This is a genomic window from Streptomyces sp. NPDC048192 (assembly GCF_043202415.1).
Classification (GTDB): domain Bacteria; phylum Actinomycetota; class Actinomycetes; order Streptomycetales; family Streptomycetaceae; genus Streptomyces.
Map to the genome: position 1 here is coordinate 254263 of NZ_JBIDAL010000005.1, position 14562 is coordinate 268824.

Genomic DNA, 14562 nt, shown 5'->3' on the forward strand with positions numbered 1-14562 from the left:
GGACCAAGGCCGACACCGGCACGACGGCCGACGCGAAGCCCGGCACCGACGCGACGGCCGACACCGGCGCGACGGCCGACGCAGACGCGGGGGGCAGCGCCGACACGCAGGCAGACGCGGCGACGGGTGCTGACGGGGGCTCGGGCGCGGACGGCGGGACCAAGGCCGACACCGGCACGACGGCCGACGCGAAGCCCGGCACCGACGCGACGGCCGACACCGGCGCGACGGCCGACGCAGACGCGGGGGGCAGCGGCGACACGAAGGCGGACGCGGGGACGGACGCTGACGGGGGCTCGGGCGCGGGCGCGGCCAGCAGGACCAAGACCGACACCCGCGCGAAGGCCGACGCGAAGCCTGACACCGACGCGGAGGCTGACGCAGACGCCAAGGGCAGCGCCGACACGGAGGCAGACGCGGCGACGGGTGCTGACGGGGGCTCGGGGGCAGGCGCGGCCAGCGAGACGAAGGCTGACACCACCGCGAAGACCGGCACGACGGCTGACACCGACGCGACGGCCGACGCGAAGTCCGACACCGACGCGGAGGGCAGCGCCGACACGAAGGCTGGCGCCGGTGCGGGCTCGACGGCGGTTGCCGGCGTGAAGGAAGAGGCGGACGCCGAGGTCGAGTCCCCCGCGCAGGACGACGCTGACGCCGACACGAATGCCCGGGGTGTTGGCGCCGAGGCCGAGGCCGACTCGGACGGCGACGCCGTTGCCGACGCGAAGGACGAGCCCGCGGCGAAGACGCAGCCGAAGGGTGAGGCGAAGGCTGACGCCGGGGCCCGAGCGAGCGGTGAGGCGCAGGCGAAGGCCGACGCCAAGCCCGACGCCAAGGGCGAGCCGGAGGACGTGGCTGCCGCTGCGGCCGAGGTGCGGCCGGAGCACGGCGACGGCGAAGCCGAGGACTCGGAGGACGCCCCGCAGGGGCCGCCCGCAGCCGACGGCGGGAGCCGCACGGGTGATGCGGGTGGGGGCGGCGCCCCCGTCGATCAGCCCACCGCCGTCTTCAAGGCCGTACGGCCCAAGCGGCCGGAGGTCGACCAGCCCACCACCATGCTCAAGCTCGGCGGCAAGCCCAAGGCCCCCGAGTCCGACTCCGAGCGCACCAGCAAGTTCGTCGCGCTCAAGAACGACATGGCCCCCGCGAAGCCGGACGCCACCACCCCCGTCCCGCAGGTCGGACCCGAGCGCACCACGCAGCAGCCGCTTCCCCCGAAGCCCCCGCTGGACCTGCTGGCGGAGTTGACGAACACGCCCCCGCCCCCGGAGACGGCGCTGCGCACGCTCGTGCGCCGGGTCAAGATCTGGACCCCCCTGGTCCTGCTCCTGGCGGTCGTCTTCGCGATCGTGCAGACCCTGCGCCCGCTGCCGGACCCCACTCTCGACCTCACCGCGAAGGACACCTACACCTTCGCCGGCGGCAAGGTCGACATCCCGTGGCCGGCCGGCGGCGAGGCGGCGCTGGACGTGCAGGGCATCGGCACGTTCGGTTCCTCCGGCGCCCAGAAGCCCGTGCCGATCGCGAGCGTCGCCAAGGTGATGACCGCGTACATCGTCCTGCGCGACCACCCGCTCAAGAGCGGCGCCGACGGCCCCAAGATCAAGATCGACAAGGCGGCCGAGCAGCAGTCGAACGCGGGCCAGGAGTCCACCGTGCACGTCACCGCCGGTGACTCGGTGTCCCAGCGCGAGGCCCTGGAGAGCATCCTCATCGCGTCGGCGAACAACATCGCCCGCCTGCTCGCCCGCTGGGACGCCGGTTCGGAGAAGGCGTTCGTGGCGAAGATGAACGCCACCGCCAAGGGCCTCGGCATGACGAACACGACGTACACCGACCCCTCGGGCCTGACGGACTCCACGGTCAGCACGGCCGTGGACCAGGTGAAGCTGGCGAAGGCCGCGATGACCGAGCCCGCCTTCCGCGAGGTCGCGGCGATGATGTCGTACACCGACTACAAGGGCGTCAACCACTCCAACTGGAACCACCTGGTCGGCAGCAACAACGTCGTCGGCATCAAGACCGGCACCACCACCTCCGCCCTCGGCAACCTGGTCTTCGCGGCGAAGCAGCAGGTCGGCGGCGGCACCCGCATGATCATCGGCGCGGTGCTGCGCCAGCCGGCCGGCGGCTCGGAGAACACGATCCTCAGCGCCGCCCTCGACCACAGCGACCAGCTGATCCGGGCCGCGCAGGGCGCCCTGAAGTCGGTGACGATCCTGAAGAAGGGCGATGTCGTCGGGTACGTCGACGACGGCCTCGGCGGCCGTACCCCGGTCGTGGCGACGAAGGACGTCACGGCGGCCGGCTGGGCGGGGCTGAAGGTGAGGCTGTCGCTCGCCTCCGGCACGGTACCGCACACCGCGAAGGCCGGCACCGAGGTGGGTTCGCTCACCGTGGGTGACGGTTCGACCGGTGCCGTCAAGGTGCCGGTGGCCCTGCAGAAGGATCTGGCGGAGCCCGGTTTCGGCGCCAAGCTGACCCGGCTGGGCTGAGCCCGCACCCCGGATCCGCCCGGACGCCACCGCCGCGCCCCCGCTCCTGTGAGCCGAAGGGGCGCGCCGGTGGCGGTCGCGCTCCGGAGGCGAGCCGCGCCCTGACCGCGCGCGCGTGCTAGCGTCACGAAACGGGGCAGGTCGCCGGTCGCGGGACACGGCCGCGAACTGGACGGCAAGCGGCCGCGAACACCGGGGAACACGGCCGAGAACAGAAGACGGGACACGGGGAGTGCCTTCAGGTGGCCACAGCGGAGCCGACACGCGCCGACGACGCCGATCCGGGCCCGGGACCGGGCCCGCGAATACGCCTGTCCGCGGCTGACCGGGAGGGTCCGGCCGACCACCCGGACAGCGCCGCCGGCGGTGACCGCGCCGCGGTGCGCCCCGGCGGCCTCGCGCGCGTCCTCGCCGCCGCCGAGCCCCTCAGGCAGCGGATGCTGAAGCACCCGGTGCTGTCCGTGACGGCCCTCGCCGGGGTCCTGCACATCGTGTGGTTCTTCACGTTCGCGAACAGCGGTGGCGATCTCGCGGCGCAGGACGCATGGGCGGAGTTCGTCGGCCGGCACCCGGACTCGGCGTACAACCTCGCCTGGTACGGCGGCATGCACCCGGTGTCGTACAGCGTGGTGTCGCCGTATCTGATGGCGGTCCTCGGCGTCCGTACGACGATGATGATCGCCGGGACCGTGTCGGCGGGCCTGCTGACCATGGTCCTGATCCGCAGCCGGGCGGTGCGGAACCCGCTGTGGGCCTCGCTCGCCGGGGTCGTCGCGCTGCTGTGCAACGCGATCTCGGGCCGGGTGACCTTCGGGCTCGGCACGATGTTCGCGCTCGGCGCGGTCGCGGCCGTCTTCTGCTGGCCGCACAAGTGGCGGCACAAGCGCTGGGCGAAGGCCGCGGTGGCCGCCCCGCTCGCCGGTCTGTCCACCATGGCCTCACCGGTCTCGGGGCTGTTCGTCGGCCTGGTCGCGGTCGCGCTGTTCCTGCAGAAGCGGCGGCCGGGCGCCTGGGCGCTGGGGATCGCGCCGACGGTGGTGGTCGCGGCCTCCTACTTCCTGTTCCCCTTCTCCGGCACCCAGCCGATGACGATCGGCTCGGTGATCATGCCGCTGCTGTACGGGCTGCTGTGCCTGTTCCTGGTGCCGCGGGAGTGGGTGACGGTCCGGCTGACGGCCGCGGTGTACAGCGTGGGCGTGGTCCTGGTGTGGCTGATCAGCTCGCAGATCGGGTCGAACATCTCCCGGCTGCCGATGCTGTTCGCGGGTGCGACGCTGGTGGCCGCGCTGCCGTTCACCGTGCCGAAGTCGCGGAAGTGGTACACGGCCGTGCTGGCGCTGCTCGGCTTCGCCGGGTGGATCGGCTACAAGTCGGTGGACGACATCATCCACACGACCCCGGCCGCGTCCTGGGCCCGTGAGCTGGCCCCGCTGGTGCACCAGCTGCAGAAGGCCGGCGCCGAGAAGGGCCGCGTCGAGGTGGTCCCGGCGCGCTCGCACCGGGAGGCGTCGGCGCTCGCGCCGTACGTCAACCTGGCGCGCGGCTGGAACCGGCAGGCCGACATGGAGCGCAACCCGCTCTTCTACGACGACACCCTCAACTCGGCGAACTACCACGAGTGGCTGCGGCGCTGGGCCGTGCACTTCGTGGTGCTGCCGAAGGACAACCCGGACGGCGACGGCGGCCAGCGGGAGCGGGAACTGCTCCAGCGGGGGATGCCGTATCTGAGGCAGGTCTGGGGCGACGCCAACTGGCAGCTGTTCCGGGTGACCGATCCGACCCCGCTCGCCGAGCCGGACGCGGTGGTGGACCGCGCCGAGCAGGGCGAGATGACGCTCCAGGTGCGCAAGGCCGGGCGGATCCTGATCCGGATCCCGTACTCGCCGTGGCTGAGCATCGTCGACGAGCACGGCAAGAGCCTGAAGCCGCCGCAGGTGATCTCTCCGTCCGGCACGCCGAAGAAGTACCGGAACGTCAACGGGTGCCTGATGGAGACCCCGCAGGACGCGAACGGCGACAAGTGGACGATGCTGCTCGCTCCGCGGGCCGGCACGTACCGGCTGGCCGCGCCGTACCAGCTGCCGCGCGGCACGCCGTGCCCGGACGAGCTGAAGTAGAGCCGCGCGAGTTCACGCGGAACCCCCGTGGCCTCGACCCGGTCGACCTGAAGGTTCGTTCACGTAGATGAACTCAGGTCATCAAGTCGAACATTTTTACTTCGACTTGACCTTACGCTTGCTTGTCGCGTTCATATCACCGCACCCACGATCGAGCACATGAACAGTCTCGACTGGGCCGTACTCATCGGCTACTTCGGTGTGATGGTCGCGATCGGCGTCTGGTCGCACAAGCGCGTGGACAACGTCTCGGACTTCTTCACGGCCGGCGGCAAGATGCCCTGGTGGCTCTCCGGCATCTCGCACCACATGTCGGGCTACAGCGCGGTCATGTTCACCGGGTACGCGGGCATCGCCTACACCTACGGCGTCACCTCCTTCGTCACCTGGTCCTTCCCCATCGCGCTCGGCATCGCCATCGGGTCGAAGCTGTTCGCGCCCCGCATCAACCGGCTGCGGTCCCGGCTCCACGTGGCCTCCCCGCTGGAGTACCTGAAGAACCGGTACAACCTGTCCACGCAGCAGGCGCTCGCCTGGTCCGGGATGCTGCTGAAGATCGTGGACGTGGGCGCCAAGTGGGCGGCGATCGCCACCCTGCTGTCGGTGTTCACCGGGGTCACCCTGAACCAGGGCATCCTCATCACCGGTGCGATCACGGCCGTGTACTGCACGATCGGCGGCCTGTGGGCGGACGCGCTGACCGAACTCGGCCAGTTCGTCATCCAGTTGCTGGCCGGCATCTCGATGTTCGTGGCGGTCGTGCTGAAGCTGAACGACAAGCACATCGGCTTCCTCGACGCCTGGAACGAGCCGGCGCTGCACGGCCACGGCAAGCCGCTGGTCGGGCCGTACGGCACGGTGTTCCTCCTCGCCTTCCTGTTCATCAAGCTCTTCGAGTACAACGGCGGCATGCTCAACCAGGCCCAGCGCTACATGGCGACGGGCAGCGCGCACCAGGCCGAGCGGTCGGCCCGGCTGTCGGCCGTGCTGTGGCTGGTGTGGCCGGTGGTCCTGTTCTTCCCGATGTGGATGTCCCCGCTGCTGGTCCACGCGCAGAAGCCGGACGGCTCCGACTCCTACGGCCTGATGACCGAACAGCTGCTGCCGCACGGCCTGCTGGGCCTGGTGATCGTCGGCTTCTTCTCCCACACGATGGCCATGTGCTCCTCCGACGCGAACGCCATCGCGGCGGTGTTCACCCGGGACGTGGCGCCGGTGCTGTCCTCCCGGGCGCGGGCGTGGGGCGAGCGGTCGGGGCTGATCGCGGCCCGCGTGACGACGCTCGTCTTCCTCGGCCTGTCCATGGCGGTGGCGACGCAGGTCAACTCCCCCACGTTCAAGGACATCATCACCGTCGTCATCAAGTGGGTGGCCGGTCTCATGGGTCCGATCGCGATCCCGATGATGCTGGGCCTGCTGCGCACCTTCCGCCGCTGTGGCCCCACGGCGGCGCTGACCAGCTGGGCGGCGGGTCTGCTGGCGTTCTGGCTGGTGAACTACCCCATCAACTGGCAGGTCTCGGGCGGTGTCCCGCTCCAGTACCAGGTGTCCGTGCCGCTGGCGGTGTCCCTGGTGCTCTACGTCGTCATCGGCTACGTGAAGCCGGAGGAGACGCCGGAGCGGCTCGCCGTCATCGAGAAGGTGAACACGGACGGGGACGCGGTGGCGGCGGTGCCGGTGCCCGCGAGCGCCGGCGACGACGTGATCGGGGCACCGGCGGCGGACTAGCCGCAGTGCGGCTTACGGCAGCTCGGGTGCCGGCGGTGCACTCCGGCGCGCGGCCCTAACGCGGGTACCTCGCCAGCCAGCCCGGTGACGAGCCCGCCGGGCCGTGCAGGGCCGGCCCCTGGGTCATCTCCATCGCGAAGTCGTCGGCCAGTTCCAGCACCGTGTGACGGCCCTCCAGTTCGGCCACCCAGGCCGGGGGCAGGGCCGTCTCGCCGTGCAGGGCGCCGAGGAGGCCGCCGGTGAGGGCGCCGGCCGCCGCCGACGGGCCGCTCTGGTTCACCGCGAGGCACAGCCCGTGCCGTACGTCCTCGCCGACCAGCGCGCAGTACACCGCCGCCGCCAGCAGTCCGTCCGCCGTGCCGTCGCCGGCCAGTTCCTCCACCCGCGTCGGGCTCGGGATCCCCTGCCGCACCGCTCCGAGGGCATGTTGCAGGGCGTCCGAGACGGGCTGGTGGCCGGGGCGGGCGGCGAGCAGGGCGAGGGCCCGCTGGACGGCGCCGTCCAGGCTCTCGCCCCGGGCCAGGGCGTGCACGATCACGGCGTACGCGCCCGCCGACAGACAGGCGAGGGGGTGCCCGTGGCTCTGCGCCGCGCACTCCACCGCGAGCTGCGCGACGAGCTGCGGCTCCCAGCCGACGAGCAGCCCGAAGGGCGCGGACCGGGCCATCGCCTCCGGGCCCAGTTCGCCGGGGTTCTTCGGCGACTCCAGCGTGCCCATGGTGTCGTCGCCGAAGCCGACGAGCAGGGCCCGGGTCGGGTCGCGGCGGGCGTACAGCCACTCCTCGCGGGCGAGCCAGCCGTCGTCCTTGCGGCGCTCGTCCGGCCCCCAGTCCCGCTGGGTGGCCGCCCAGCGCCGGTACGCCCGGTGCAGGTCGGTCGGCGGGTGCCAGGCGCCGGTGTCGCGGCGCACCTGGGCCCGTATCAGCCCGTCCACGCTGAACAGGGTGAGCTGGGTGTGATGGGTGACCGTGCCCCGGCGGCCGTGCCCGAAGACCAGGTCGAGCAGCCCCTCGGGGCCGTACGCGGCCCGGATCTCCTCCAGCGACAGCGGGTCGGCGGGCGCGCCGAGCGCGTCGCCCACGGCGACCCCGAGCAGGGTGCCGCGCACCCTGCTGCGGAAGTCCTGCTGCTCGGCTCGGCCCCAGACGGCGCCGGACGTCGCACTCATCCAGACCTCCCCACGGCACCGTCCGTCCGTACGACGCTAGGCACTGTAATCGACGGGGAACGGTCCGTTCACGGGGGCAAATCGGCCTCGAGTGCTCATTCCCGGCCGACCATGAGCGCCTCGACCCCGTCGGCGATCCGGTCGAGCCCGAAGTCCAGCGGGTCGGCGCCGTCCGGCTCGAACGCGCCCTCGGCGACGGCCCTGGTGAGGGCCGGGAAGCGGTCGGCGTGCCGGGCGAGCACGTCGCCGGCCAGCCGGTCCCACCGGCGTTCCTCCTCCTCGTCGCGGTCGCCGTGCTGCTGGGCGAGGTTGCGGACGAGCCCGACGACGAGGAGGAAGACCTTGTGCCGCTCGGCGGCGGTGAGCGGGGTCGGCTCCAGGACGGCGAGTGCCGCGTCCAGCCACTGGAGCTGGTTCGGGCCCATCACCTGGCGGCGCATGGGGACGGCCGCGAGGAGCCAGGGGTGCGCCGTGTAGACGCTCCACAGCCGGCGGGCCCACTCCCGCAGGCCGCCCCGCCAGTCCCCCTCCGCGACGCCCGCGAGGTCCGGCCGCTCGGCCAGCACGGACTCCACCATCAGCTCGACCAGCTCCGCCTTGCCGGGCACGTACCGGTACAGCGCCATGGCGGAGACGCCGAACTCCGCCGCGACCTTGCTCATGGAGACGGCGTCCAGCCCCTCGCCGTCGGCCAGCTCGGCGGCGGCCGCGGCGATGCGCCGGGGGGTCAGTTTCGGCTTCGGCCCGCGGGTGGGCCGGTCCTGCTCGCCCCACAGCAGCGCGAGGACCGTCCGCGGATCGGCCCCCTGCGCCTCCTTGCCCTGTCCCGCGCTCCGTCCGGCCACGAGGCCCCTCCCGCTCGGCTTCCGGGAAGCCCGTTGACTGCCCGCGACAACTGTATATACCGTAAACCCCGCAGCAAACAGCTGATGATATAAACAGTTTAGGGGGAACACCATGCTGCTGACCTACCGCGCCCTCAAGCGACGCGCGAACGCCCGGAAGCTCGCGATCACCACCCCGAACGGCGTCGACGAGTCCTCGTACGTCCGCATCGGCGGCATCGACCAGTGGATCTCGATCCGGGGTGAGGGCCGGGCGAACCCCGTGATCCTGGAGCTGCACGGCGGCCCCGGCGCCTCCAACCTGGTCTTCCTCCCGCGCACCCGCGCCTGGGAGCGGCACTTCACGATCGTCCGCTGGGACATGCGGGGCGCCGGGAAGACCTTCGCGGCGGGCGGTCCGCAGGGCCAGGGCGAGCTGACCCTCGACCGCCTCCACACGGACGCCCTGGAGGTCACGGACCACATCCGCGCCCGCCTCGGCGTGGACAAGGTCCTGCTGGTGGCCAACAGCTTCGGCACGGTCGTCGGCCTCCGCCTGGCCCGCAGCCACCCCGAGCGGTACTCGGCGTACGTCGGCACCGACCAGAACGTCGTCGCGGGCGGACGGGACACCTCGGCCTACGAGGCGCTGCTGGGCCGCCTGGAGAAGGCCGGCAAGAAGAAGCAGCTGGCCAGGATGGCCGCGCTGGGCCCGGACCGGTCGGCCTGGTCACCGCACGAGTGGGCCGAGTACGCCAGGACGGTGGTCACGACCGATCCCCTCACCTACGACACCATGAAGACGGTCGTGATCCGCTCCCTGTGGTTCTCGCCCCTGCACACCCTGCGCGACCTGCGCGCCTACCTGAAGGCCCAGACCTTCTCCGAGCAGCTGGGCCCCCAGGCCATGACGATCGACGAGTACGCCGAGGGCACCGCCTTCCGCCTTCCGTTCTTCGTCTTCCAGGGCGAGAGCGACGTCCTGACCCCACCGGAGCCGGCCCGCCGCTTCTACGCCGACGTCACCGCCCCCGTGAAGGGCTTCGCCCTCATCCCCGACGCCTCCCACTTCGCGTCCTTCCGCCACCCCGACCGCTTTCTCGACCTGATGCTGAGCAGGGTGCGGCCGGTGGTGACGGGGGACGCGGCGGTGCGCTGAAGTACCCCGCGCGGTGGCCCGGCGTCAGCCGTCGCTCCCGGTCCGGGCGGCCCTCCTGCGCCTCGGGGCGACCGCCTTGCGGATCTCCTCGGTGGCGGCGCGGAACGCGGGCGCGGCCTGCTCGAAGTAGTCGAAGAGCACCGCGCGTTGCTCGGGGCTGTAGCGGGACAGGACCTCTGCGATGTGCCGGCGGGCGGGGCCCACGACCTGCTCGATCCGGGCGAGCGCGTCCGGGACCGGCTCGACGATCACCCGTCGGCGGTCCTGGGGGTCCGCGGCGCGGCGCGCGTACCCCGCCCGCTCCAGCCGGTCGATCAGACGGGTGGTGGCCCCGGTGGTCAGGCCGGTCCTGGTGGCCAGTTCGCCCGAGGTGAGCCCGCCCTCCGCCGCGATCAGGCTGAGCGCGTACCACTCCGAGCCGTGCAGTCCGGCCGCTTCCGCGCTGGCCAGGCCCTGGAGGCCGACGGCGTCGAGGTACTGACGGAAGATCACGTGCTCGTCCCCGCCGCGCGAGGGGGTTGCCATCAACGGAGTCCTCTCCTAAATTTATCTGCACGGATGCAGATACTGCTTGTGTTCAGATTCTGCGCACAGTCTAGCGAGCAGAGGAGACCTCGCCATGCCGCACACCACGCCGGACGCCGCCGCCGTCACCGCCGTACTGACCGGACTCGTCTCCGCCTGGGAGCGCCACGACGCCGACGCCTACGGCGAGCTGTTCACCGAGGACGCCACCTACATCACCTACATCGGCACCTGCTACCGGGGGCGCCGGGACATCGTGGACAGTCACCGCGCCCTCTTCGGGGGCTTCCTCAAGGGCACCAGGCTCGCGGACGAGATCCTCGACATCCGCTTCCACGGACCGGACACGGCCGTGGTCAACGGCCGCGGCGACACCTACAAGGGCACACGGCCGCGCACACTCTCCAAGATCCAGACGTACACCCTGGTCCGCGAGGACGACGAATGCTGGCGCATCGCGGCCTTCCACAACACCAAGCGCAAGCCGCTGCTGGAGTCGATCTCCCACAGGTTGGCGCCGGCCCTGGTCCCGGCCGCGGAGAGGTGACCGAACGCCTGACGGGCGTACGGCGGTTGAGAGGTTCTCGCGGCTCGCTCAGTCTGGCGCAATGCCCTCGCGATAACCGGGCCCGCGGCAGGGCAGAATCGCGCCATGACCACCAACCCCCCACGTCACACCGGCCTCGGCCTGGCCGCCGGTGTGCTCACCGGCATACTCGCCCTCTACATCGCCCTGGTCGCGCTCGGGAACATCACCGACTTCGGGACCAACCAGCAGTTCGTACGGCATGTGCTGGCGATGGACACCACCTTCAAGGACCCGGACCTGATGGGACGGGCCATCACCAGCACCGGGCTGCAGGACACCGCTTATGTCGCGATCATCGTGTGGGAGACCGTGGCGGCCCTCGTGCTGATCGGGGGGACCGCGCTGTGGGCGTGGCGCAAGGACGACCTCGCCCGGCGCGTCTCCACCTACGGGCTGCTGATGCTGCTGCTGCTCTTCGGCGCCGGGTTCATCGCGATCGGCGGTGAGTGGTTCGCGATGTGGCAGTCGAAGACCTGGAACGGGCTGGAGGCGGCGACCAGGGTGTTCCTGCTCGCCGGAGTGGCGTTGATCGTCAACCTGCTGCCCGCGCGGCGGGCGGAAGCTATTTGACGACCGTGACGCCGGTGCCCTGATCGCCGAAGGACCACAGGGCGGCGCCGTCTTCCTTGTGGAGGCGGATGCCGCCCAGTTTCTTGCCGTCCGCCGGGGGCGGCGAGGAGCCGTCCAGGGCGTTGGAGAAGGCGATGTTCACGCCCTGCACCTTGGTGAAGTACATGACGTGCTCGATCTCCACGCCGTCGGAGCCGCGCAGGGACTGGGTGCGCAGGGTGACGGAGTACCGGCCGGGCTGCGGGTTCACCGTGCCCGGCCACACCGGAAACGTCCGCGTCGCCTTGTCGGTCGCGTCGACCATCCACACCCGCTTCTCGGACAGGGAGTACACGATCCGGCGGCCCGTGCCGGAATCGGCCGGCAGGGCGGGCGCGGCCGGCGTCTTCGGCGTCGCGGGCCCGTGGGCGCCCGCGGAAGCCGACGGGTTCGGCTTGGCGACGGCGGCGGTCGGGCCCGGCCCGTGGTCCGCCTGTACGGCGAGCGCGACCACCACCGCGGTCGCTCCCGCCGTCAGGCCGGTGACCCAGGCCCACGAGGGCAGTCGGGCAGCCACGGGACGCTTCTCCTGACGCTAGGCGTATGGGGCCCCTTCTCGGGTCGGGGGTCGGATCATCGTACTCAGTCCAGGACCGGCAGAAGTTCCGGCAGGTGCCCGTCGGAGGCCTCCGCCGCCCGCCGCCGCTCCTCGGGCACCTCGCCGTACAGCGTGGTGCGCGGTTTCGCCGGGCGGCCGGCCGCCTCGGCAACGGCGATCAGGTCGCGGACGGACTTGTAGGAGCCGTAGGAGGAGCCGGCCATGCGGGAGATCGTCTCCTCCATCAGCGTGCCGCCCAGGTCGTTCGCGCCGGAGCGGAGCATCTCCGCCGCACCCTCCGTGCCCAGTTTGACCCAGCTTGTCTGGATGTTGGGGATCCAGGGGTGGAGGAGGAGCCGGGCCATCGCGGTCACGGCCCTGTTGTCCCTGGTCGTCGGGCCCGGCCGGGCGATGCCCGCCAGGTAGACCGGGGCGTTGGTGTGGATGAAGGGCAGGGTGACGAACTCGGTGAAGCCGCCCGTCTCGCGCTGGATCCGGGCCAGCGTGCGCAGATGGCCCAGCCAGTGGCGGGGCTGGTCGACATGGCCGTACATCATCGTCGAGGACGAGCGGATGCCCAGCTCGTGGGCGGTGGTGATCACCTCGATCCAGGTGGCCGTCGGCAGCTTGCCCTTGGTCAGCACCCAGCGGACCTCGTCGTCCAGGATCTCCGCGGCCGTCCCCGGGATGGAGTCCAGGCCCGCTTCCTTGGCCGCCGTCAGCCACTCCCGGACGGACATGCCGGTGCGGGTCGCGCCGTTCACCACCTCCATCGGGGAGAAGGCGTGCACGTGCATGCCGGGGACGCGGGACTTCACCGCCTTGGCGATGTCGAAGTACGCCGTGCCGGGCAGGTCCGGGTGGATGCCGCCCTGCATGCACACCTCGACCGCGCCCACGTCCCAGGCCTGCTGGGCGCGGTCGGCGACCTGCTCCAGGGAGAGGGTGTAGGCGTCGGCGTCCGTGCGGCGCTGGGCGAAGGCGCAGAACCGGCAGCCGGTGTAGCAGACGTTGGTGAAGTTGATGTTGCGGGTGACGATGTACGTCACGTCGTCGCCGACCGCCGACCGGCGCACGTCGTCCGCGACGCGCGTGAGGGCGTCCAGCGCCGGGCCGTCCGCGTGCAGCAGGGCCAGCGCCTCCGCGTCGGTGAGCCGCGTCGGGTCGTCGGCCGCCGTCGCCAGCGCCTGCCGTACGTCCGTGTCGATGCGCTCCGGCGCCATGCCGGGGGCGGCCGCCTCGCGCAGCGCCTCCCAGTCGCCGTACACCTCGTCGAAGTCGTCGCGCCGGTCCTTGGTACGGCCCTCGGTGTCGATGGACGCGTGCAGGTCCGTGCGGCCGGTGGCCGTGAACGCCTCCTCCGGCTCCTGCCAGGGCAGGCCCCGGGGAAGGGCGCCGGGGCGGGCCAGGCCCGTCTCCGGGTCGGCCAGCGCGGCCACGTGCGGGCGCAGCCGCGGGTCCAGCCAGGGCTCGCCGCGGCGCACGAACTCGGGGTAGACGCAGAGGCGTTCGCGCAGTTCGAAGCCGGCCGCGGCCGACCGCGCGGCCAGCTCCTCGATCTGCGGCCAGGGGCGCTCGGGGTTGACGTGGTCGATGGTCAGGGGCGACACCCCGCCCCAGTCGTCGATGCCGGCGCCGATCAGCCGCTCGTACTCGGCGTCGACCAGGTTCGGCGGGGCCTGGAGGCAGGCGGCCGGGCCCATGATGTGCCGGGCGACGGCCACCGTCGCGACCAGCTCGTCCAGTTCGGCGTCCGGCATGCCGCGCATCGCCGTGTCCGGCTTGGCGCGGAAGTTCTGGATGATCAGTTCCTGGATGCCGTGGTAGGCGCGGGAGACCTTCCGCAGGGCGAAGAGGGACTCCGCCCGCTCCTCGTACGTCTCGCCGATGCCGATCAGCAGCCCGGAGGTGAAGGGGACGGACGAGCGGCCCGCATCCTCCAGCACCCGCAGCCTGACGGCGGGTTCCTTGTCCGGGGAGCCGTGGTGCGGGCCGCCGGGCTCGGACCACAGGCGGGTCGCGGTCGTCTCCAGCATCATGCCCATGGAGGGGGCCACCGGCTTGAGCCGCTGGAAGTCCGTCCAGGTCATGACGCCCGGGTTGAGGTGGGGCAGCAGGCCCGTCTCCTCCAGGATGCGGATGGAGACGGCGCGGACGTAGGCGATGGTGTCGTCGTAGCCGTGCGCGTCGAGCCATTCGCGCGCCTCCGGCCAGCGGTCCTCCGGCTTGTCGCCGAGGGTGATCAGGGCTTCCTTGCAGCCGAGCGCGGCGCCCTTGCGGGCGATGTCCAGCACCTCGTCCGGGGACATGAACATCCCGTGCCCGGCGCGGCGCAGCTTGCCGGGCACGGTGACGAAGGTGCAGTAGTGGCACTTGTCCCGGCACAGCCGGGTGAGGGGGATGAAGACGCTCTTCGAGTACGTGATGACACCGGGACGGCCCGCCTGTTCGAGACCCGCGTCGCGCACCCGGGCGGCGGACGCGGCGAGGTCGGTCAGATCCTCGCCGCGGGCCTGGAGCAGCACCGCCGCCTCGGCGACGTCGAGGGCGACGCCGTCCCGGGCGCGTTTGAGGGCGCGACGCATGGAGTTCTCGGTCGGTCCGGTTCCGGAGGTCGCGGAAGTCGTCATCCCTCGAGCATACGAGCGTGATCAGGGAACGTATCGCGCGTACCGGTTGCCGGGTGCGGGCCGCACCGCGGGAGCCGGCCGTCGGCGTACTCGGCGATGTGCGCGCGGCGGCCGGGCCCGGCCGCCGCCCCGGCGGTGTTCCGGCCGCGCGGCCTGCGCACCGGTCCGGGTGCGGAT

The 14562-nt window shown here is 72.0% G+C and carries 11 protein-coding genes; 6 read left to right on the top strand and 5 right to left on the bottom strand.

All coding sequences use genetic code 11. From position 1 onward, the window contains the following. The 3 genes from ACGFZN_RS11975 to ACGFZN_RS11985 all read left to right on the top strand — a co-directional run. On the top strand, nt 1-2498 hold a 2498-nt coding region (locus ACGFZN_RS11975), incomplete at its 5' end, for a D-alanyl-D-alanine carboxypeptidase (protein ID WP_393858324.1). Between the two features lie 242 nt (nt 2499-2740). Continuing rightward, nucleotides 2741-4615 carry an MFS transporter gene (locus ACGFZN_RS11980; RefSeq protein ID WP_393858325.1) on the top strand — a complete coding sequence of 625 codons (1875 nt, stop codon included), beginning with the start codon at nt 2741-2743 and terminating at the stop codon, nt 4613-4615. A 159-nt stretch (nt 4616-4774) separates the two neighbouring features. Further along, complete coding sequence (locus tag ACGFZN_RS11985; RefSeq protein ID WP_393858326.1) at nt 4775-6343, top strand: sodium:solute symporter family protein; 1569 nt, start codon at nt 4775-4777, stop codon at nt 6341-6343. Between the two features lie 55 nt (nt 6344-6398). Here the strand turns inward: ACGFZN_RS11985 and ACGFZN_RS11990 are convergent, their stop codons facing one another. Next, nucleotides 6399-7511 (bottom strand): ADP-ribosylglycohydrolase family protein, encoded by a 1113-nt coding sequence (locus ACGFZN_RS11990; RefSeq protein WP_393858327.1) that lies wholly within the window; start codon nt 7509-7511, stop codon nt 6399-6401. 95 nt (nt 7512-7606) lie between these two features. After that, on the bottom strand, nt 7607-8356 hold the full coding sequence (locus ACGFZN_RS11995; protein ID WP_393858328.1) for a TetR/AcrR family transcriptional regulator: 750 nt from the start codon (nt 8354-8356) through the stop codon (nt 7607-7609). Nucleotides 8357-8468: 112 nt separating this feature from the next. Between ACGFZN_RS11995 and ACGFZN_RS12000 the strand changes: the two genes are divergently transcribed. Beyond that, on the top strand, nt 8469-9494 hold the full coding sequence (locus ACGFZN_RS12000) for an alpha/beta fold hydrolase (RefSeq protein ID WP_393858329.1): 1026 nt from the start codon (nt 8469-8471) through the stop codon (nt 9492-9494). A gap of 24 nt (nt 9495-9518) precedes the next feature. On the opposite strand, the gene ACGFZN_RS12005 is transcribed toward ACGFZN_RS12000, so the two are convergent. Further along, a complete protein-coding gene (locus ACGFZN_RS12005; RefSeq protein ID WP_393858330.1) occupies nt 9519-10019 on the bottom strand; it encodes a MarR family winged helix-turn-helix transcriptional regulator in 501 nt (166 codons plus the stop codon). Between the two features lie 94 nt (nt 10020-10113). Here ACGFZN_RS12005 and ACGFZN_RS12010 point away from each other — a divergent pair, with 94 nt between their 5' ends. Both ACGFZN_RS12010 and ACGFZN_RS12015 read left to right on the top strand, forming a co-directional pair. Further along, complete coding sequence (locus tag ACGFZN_RS12010; RefSeq protein WP_393858331.1) at nt 10114-10566, top strand: SgcJ/EcaC family oxidoreductase; 453 nt, start codon at nt 10114-10116, stop codon at nt 10564-10566. A 105-nt stretch (nt 10567-10671) separates the two neighbouring features. Continuing rightward, nucleotides 10672-11178 (top strand): DUF2165 domain-containing protein, encoded by a 507-nt coding sequence (locus tag ACGFZN_RS12015; protein ID WP_393858332.1) that lies wholly within the window; start codon nt 10672-10674, stop codon nt 11176-11178. Here the strand turns inward: ACGFZN_RS12015 and ACGFZN_RS12020 are convergent. Both ACGFZN_RS12020 and ACGFZN_RS12025 read right to left on the bottom strand, forming a co-directional pair. Then, nucleotides 11171-11734, bottom strand: a complete 564-nt coding sequence (locus tag ACGFZN_RS12020) for a hypothetical protein (protein WP_393858333.1) — start codon at nt 11732-11734, stop codon at nt 11171-11173. The genes ACGFZN_RS12015 and ACGFZN_RS12020 overlap by 8 nt on opposite strands. A gap of 65 nt (nt 11735-11799) precedes the next feature. Then, entirely contained in the window at nt 11800-14385 is a 2586-nt protein-coding gene (locus ACGFZN_RS12025) for a bifunctional FO biosynthesis protein CofGH (RefSeq protein ID WP_393858334.1), read from the bottom strand. Nucleotides 14386-14562: the final 177 nt, after the last annotated feature.

What these genes read in the sequence shown, in the direction of transcription:
- ACGFZN_RS11985 (WP_393858326.1), top strand. Translation starts at nt 4,775, where the DNA reads ATGAACAGTCTCGACTGGGCCGTACTCATCGGCTACTTCGGTGTGATG.
- ACGFZN_RS11990 (WP_393858327.1), bottom strand. Translation starts at nt 7,511, where the DNA reads ATGAGTGCGACGTCCGGCGCCGTCTGGGGCCGAGCCGAGCAGCAGGAC.
- ACGFZN_RS12000 (WP_393858329.1), top strand. Translation starts at nt 8,469, where the DNA reads ATGCTGCTGACCTACCGCGCCCTCAAGCGACGCGCGAACGCCCGGAAG.
- ACGFZN_RS12005 (WP_393858330.1), bottom strand. Translation starts at nt 10,019, where the DNA reads ATGGCAACCCCCTCGCGCGGCGGGGACGAGCACGTGATCTTCCGTCAG.
- ACGFZN_RS12010 (WP_393858331.1), top strand. Translation starts at nt 10,114, where the DNA reads ATGCCGCACACCACGCCGGACGCCGCCGCCGTCACCGCCGTACTGACC.
- ACGFZN_RS12015 (WP_393858332.1), top strand. Translation starts at nt 10,672, where the DNA reads ATGACCACCAACCCCCCACGTCACACCGGCCTCGGCCTGGCCGCCGGT.
- ACGFZN_RS12025 (WP_393858334.1), bottom strand. Translation starts at nt 14,385, where the DNA reads ATGACGACTTCCGCGACCTCCGGAACCGGACCGACCGAGAACTCCATG.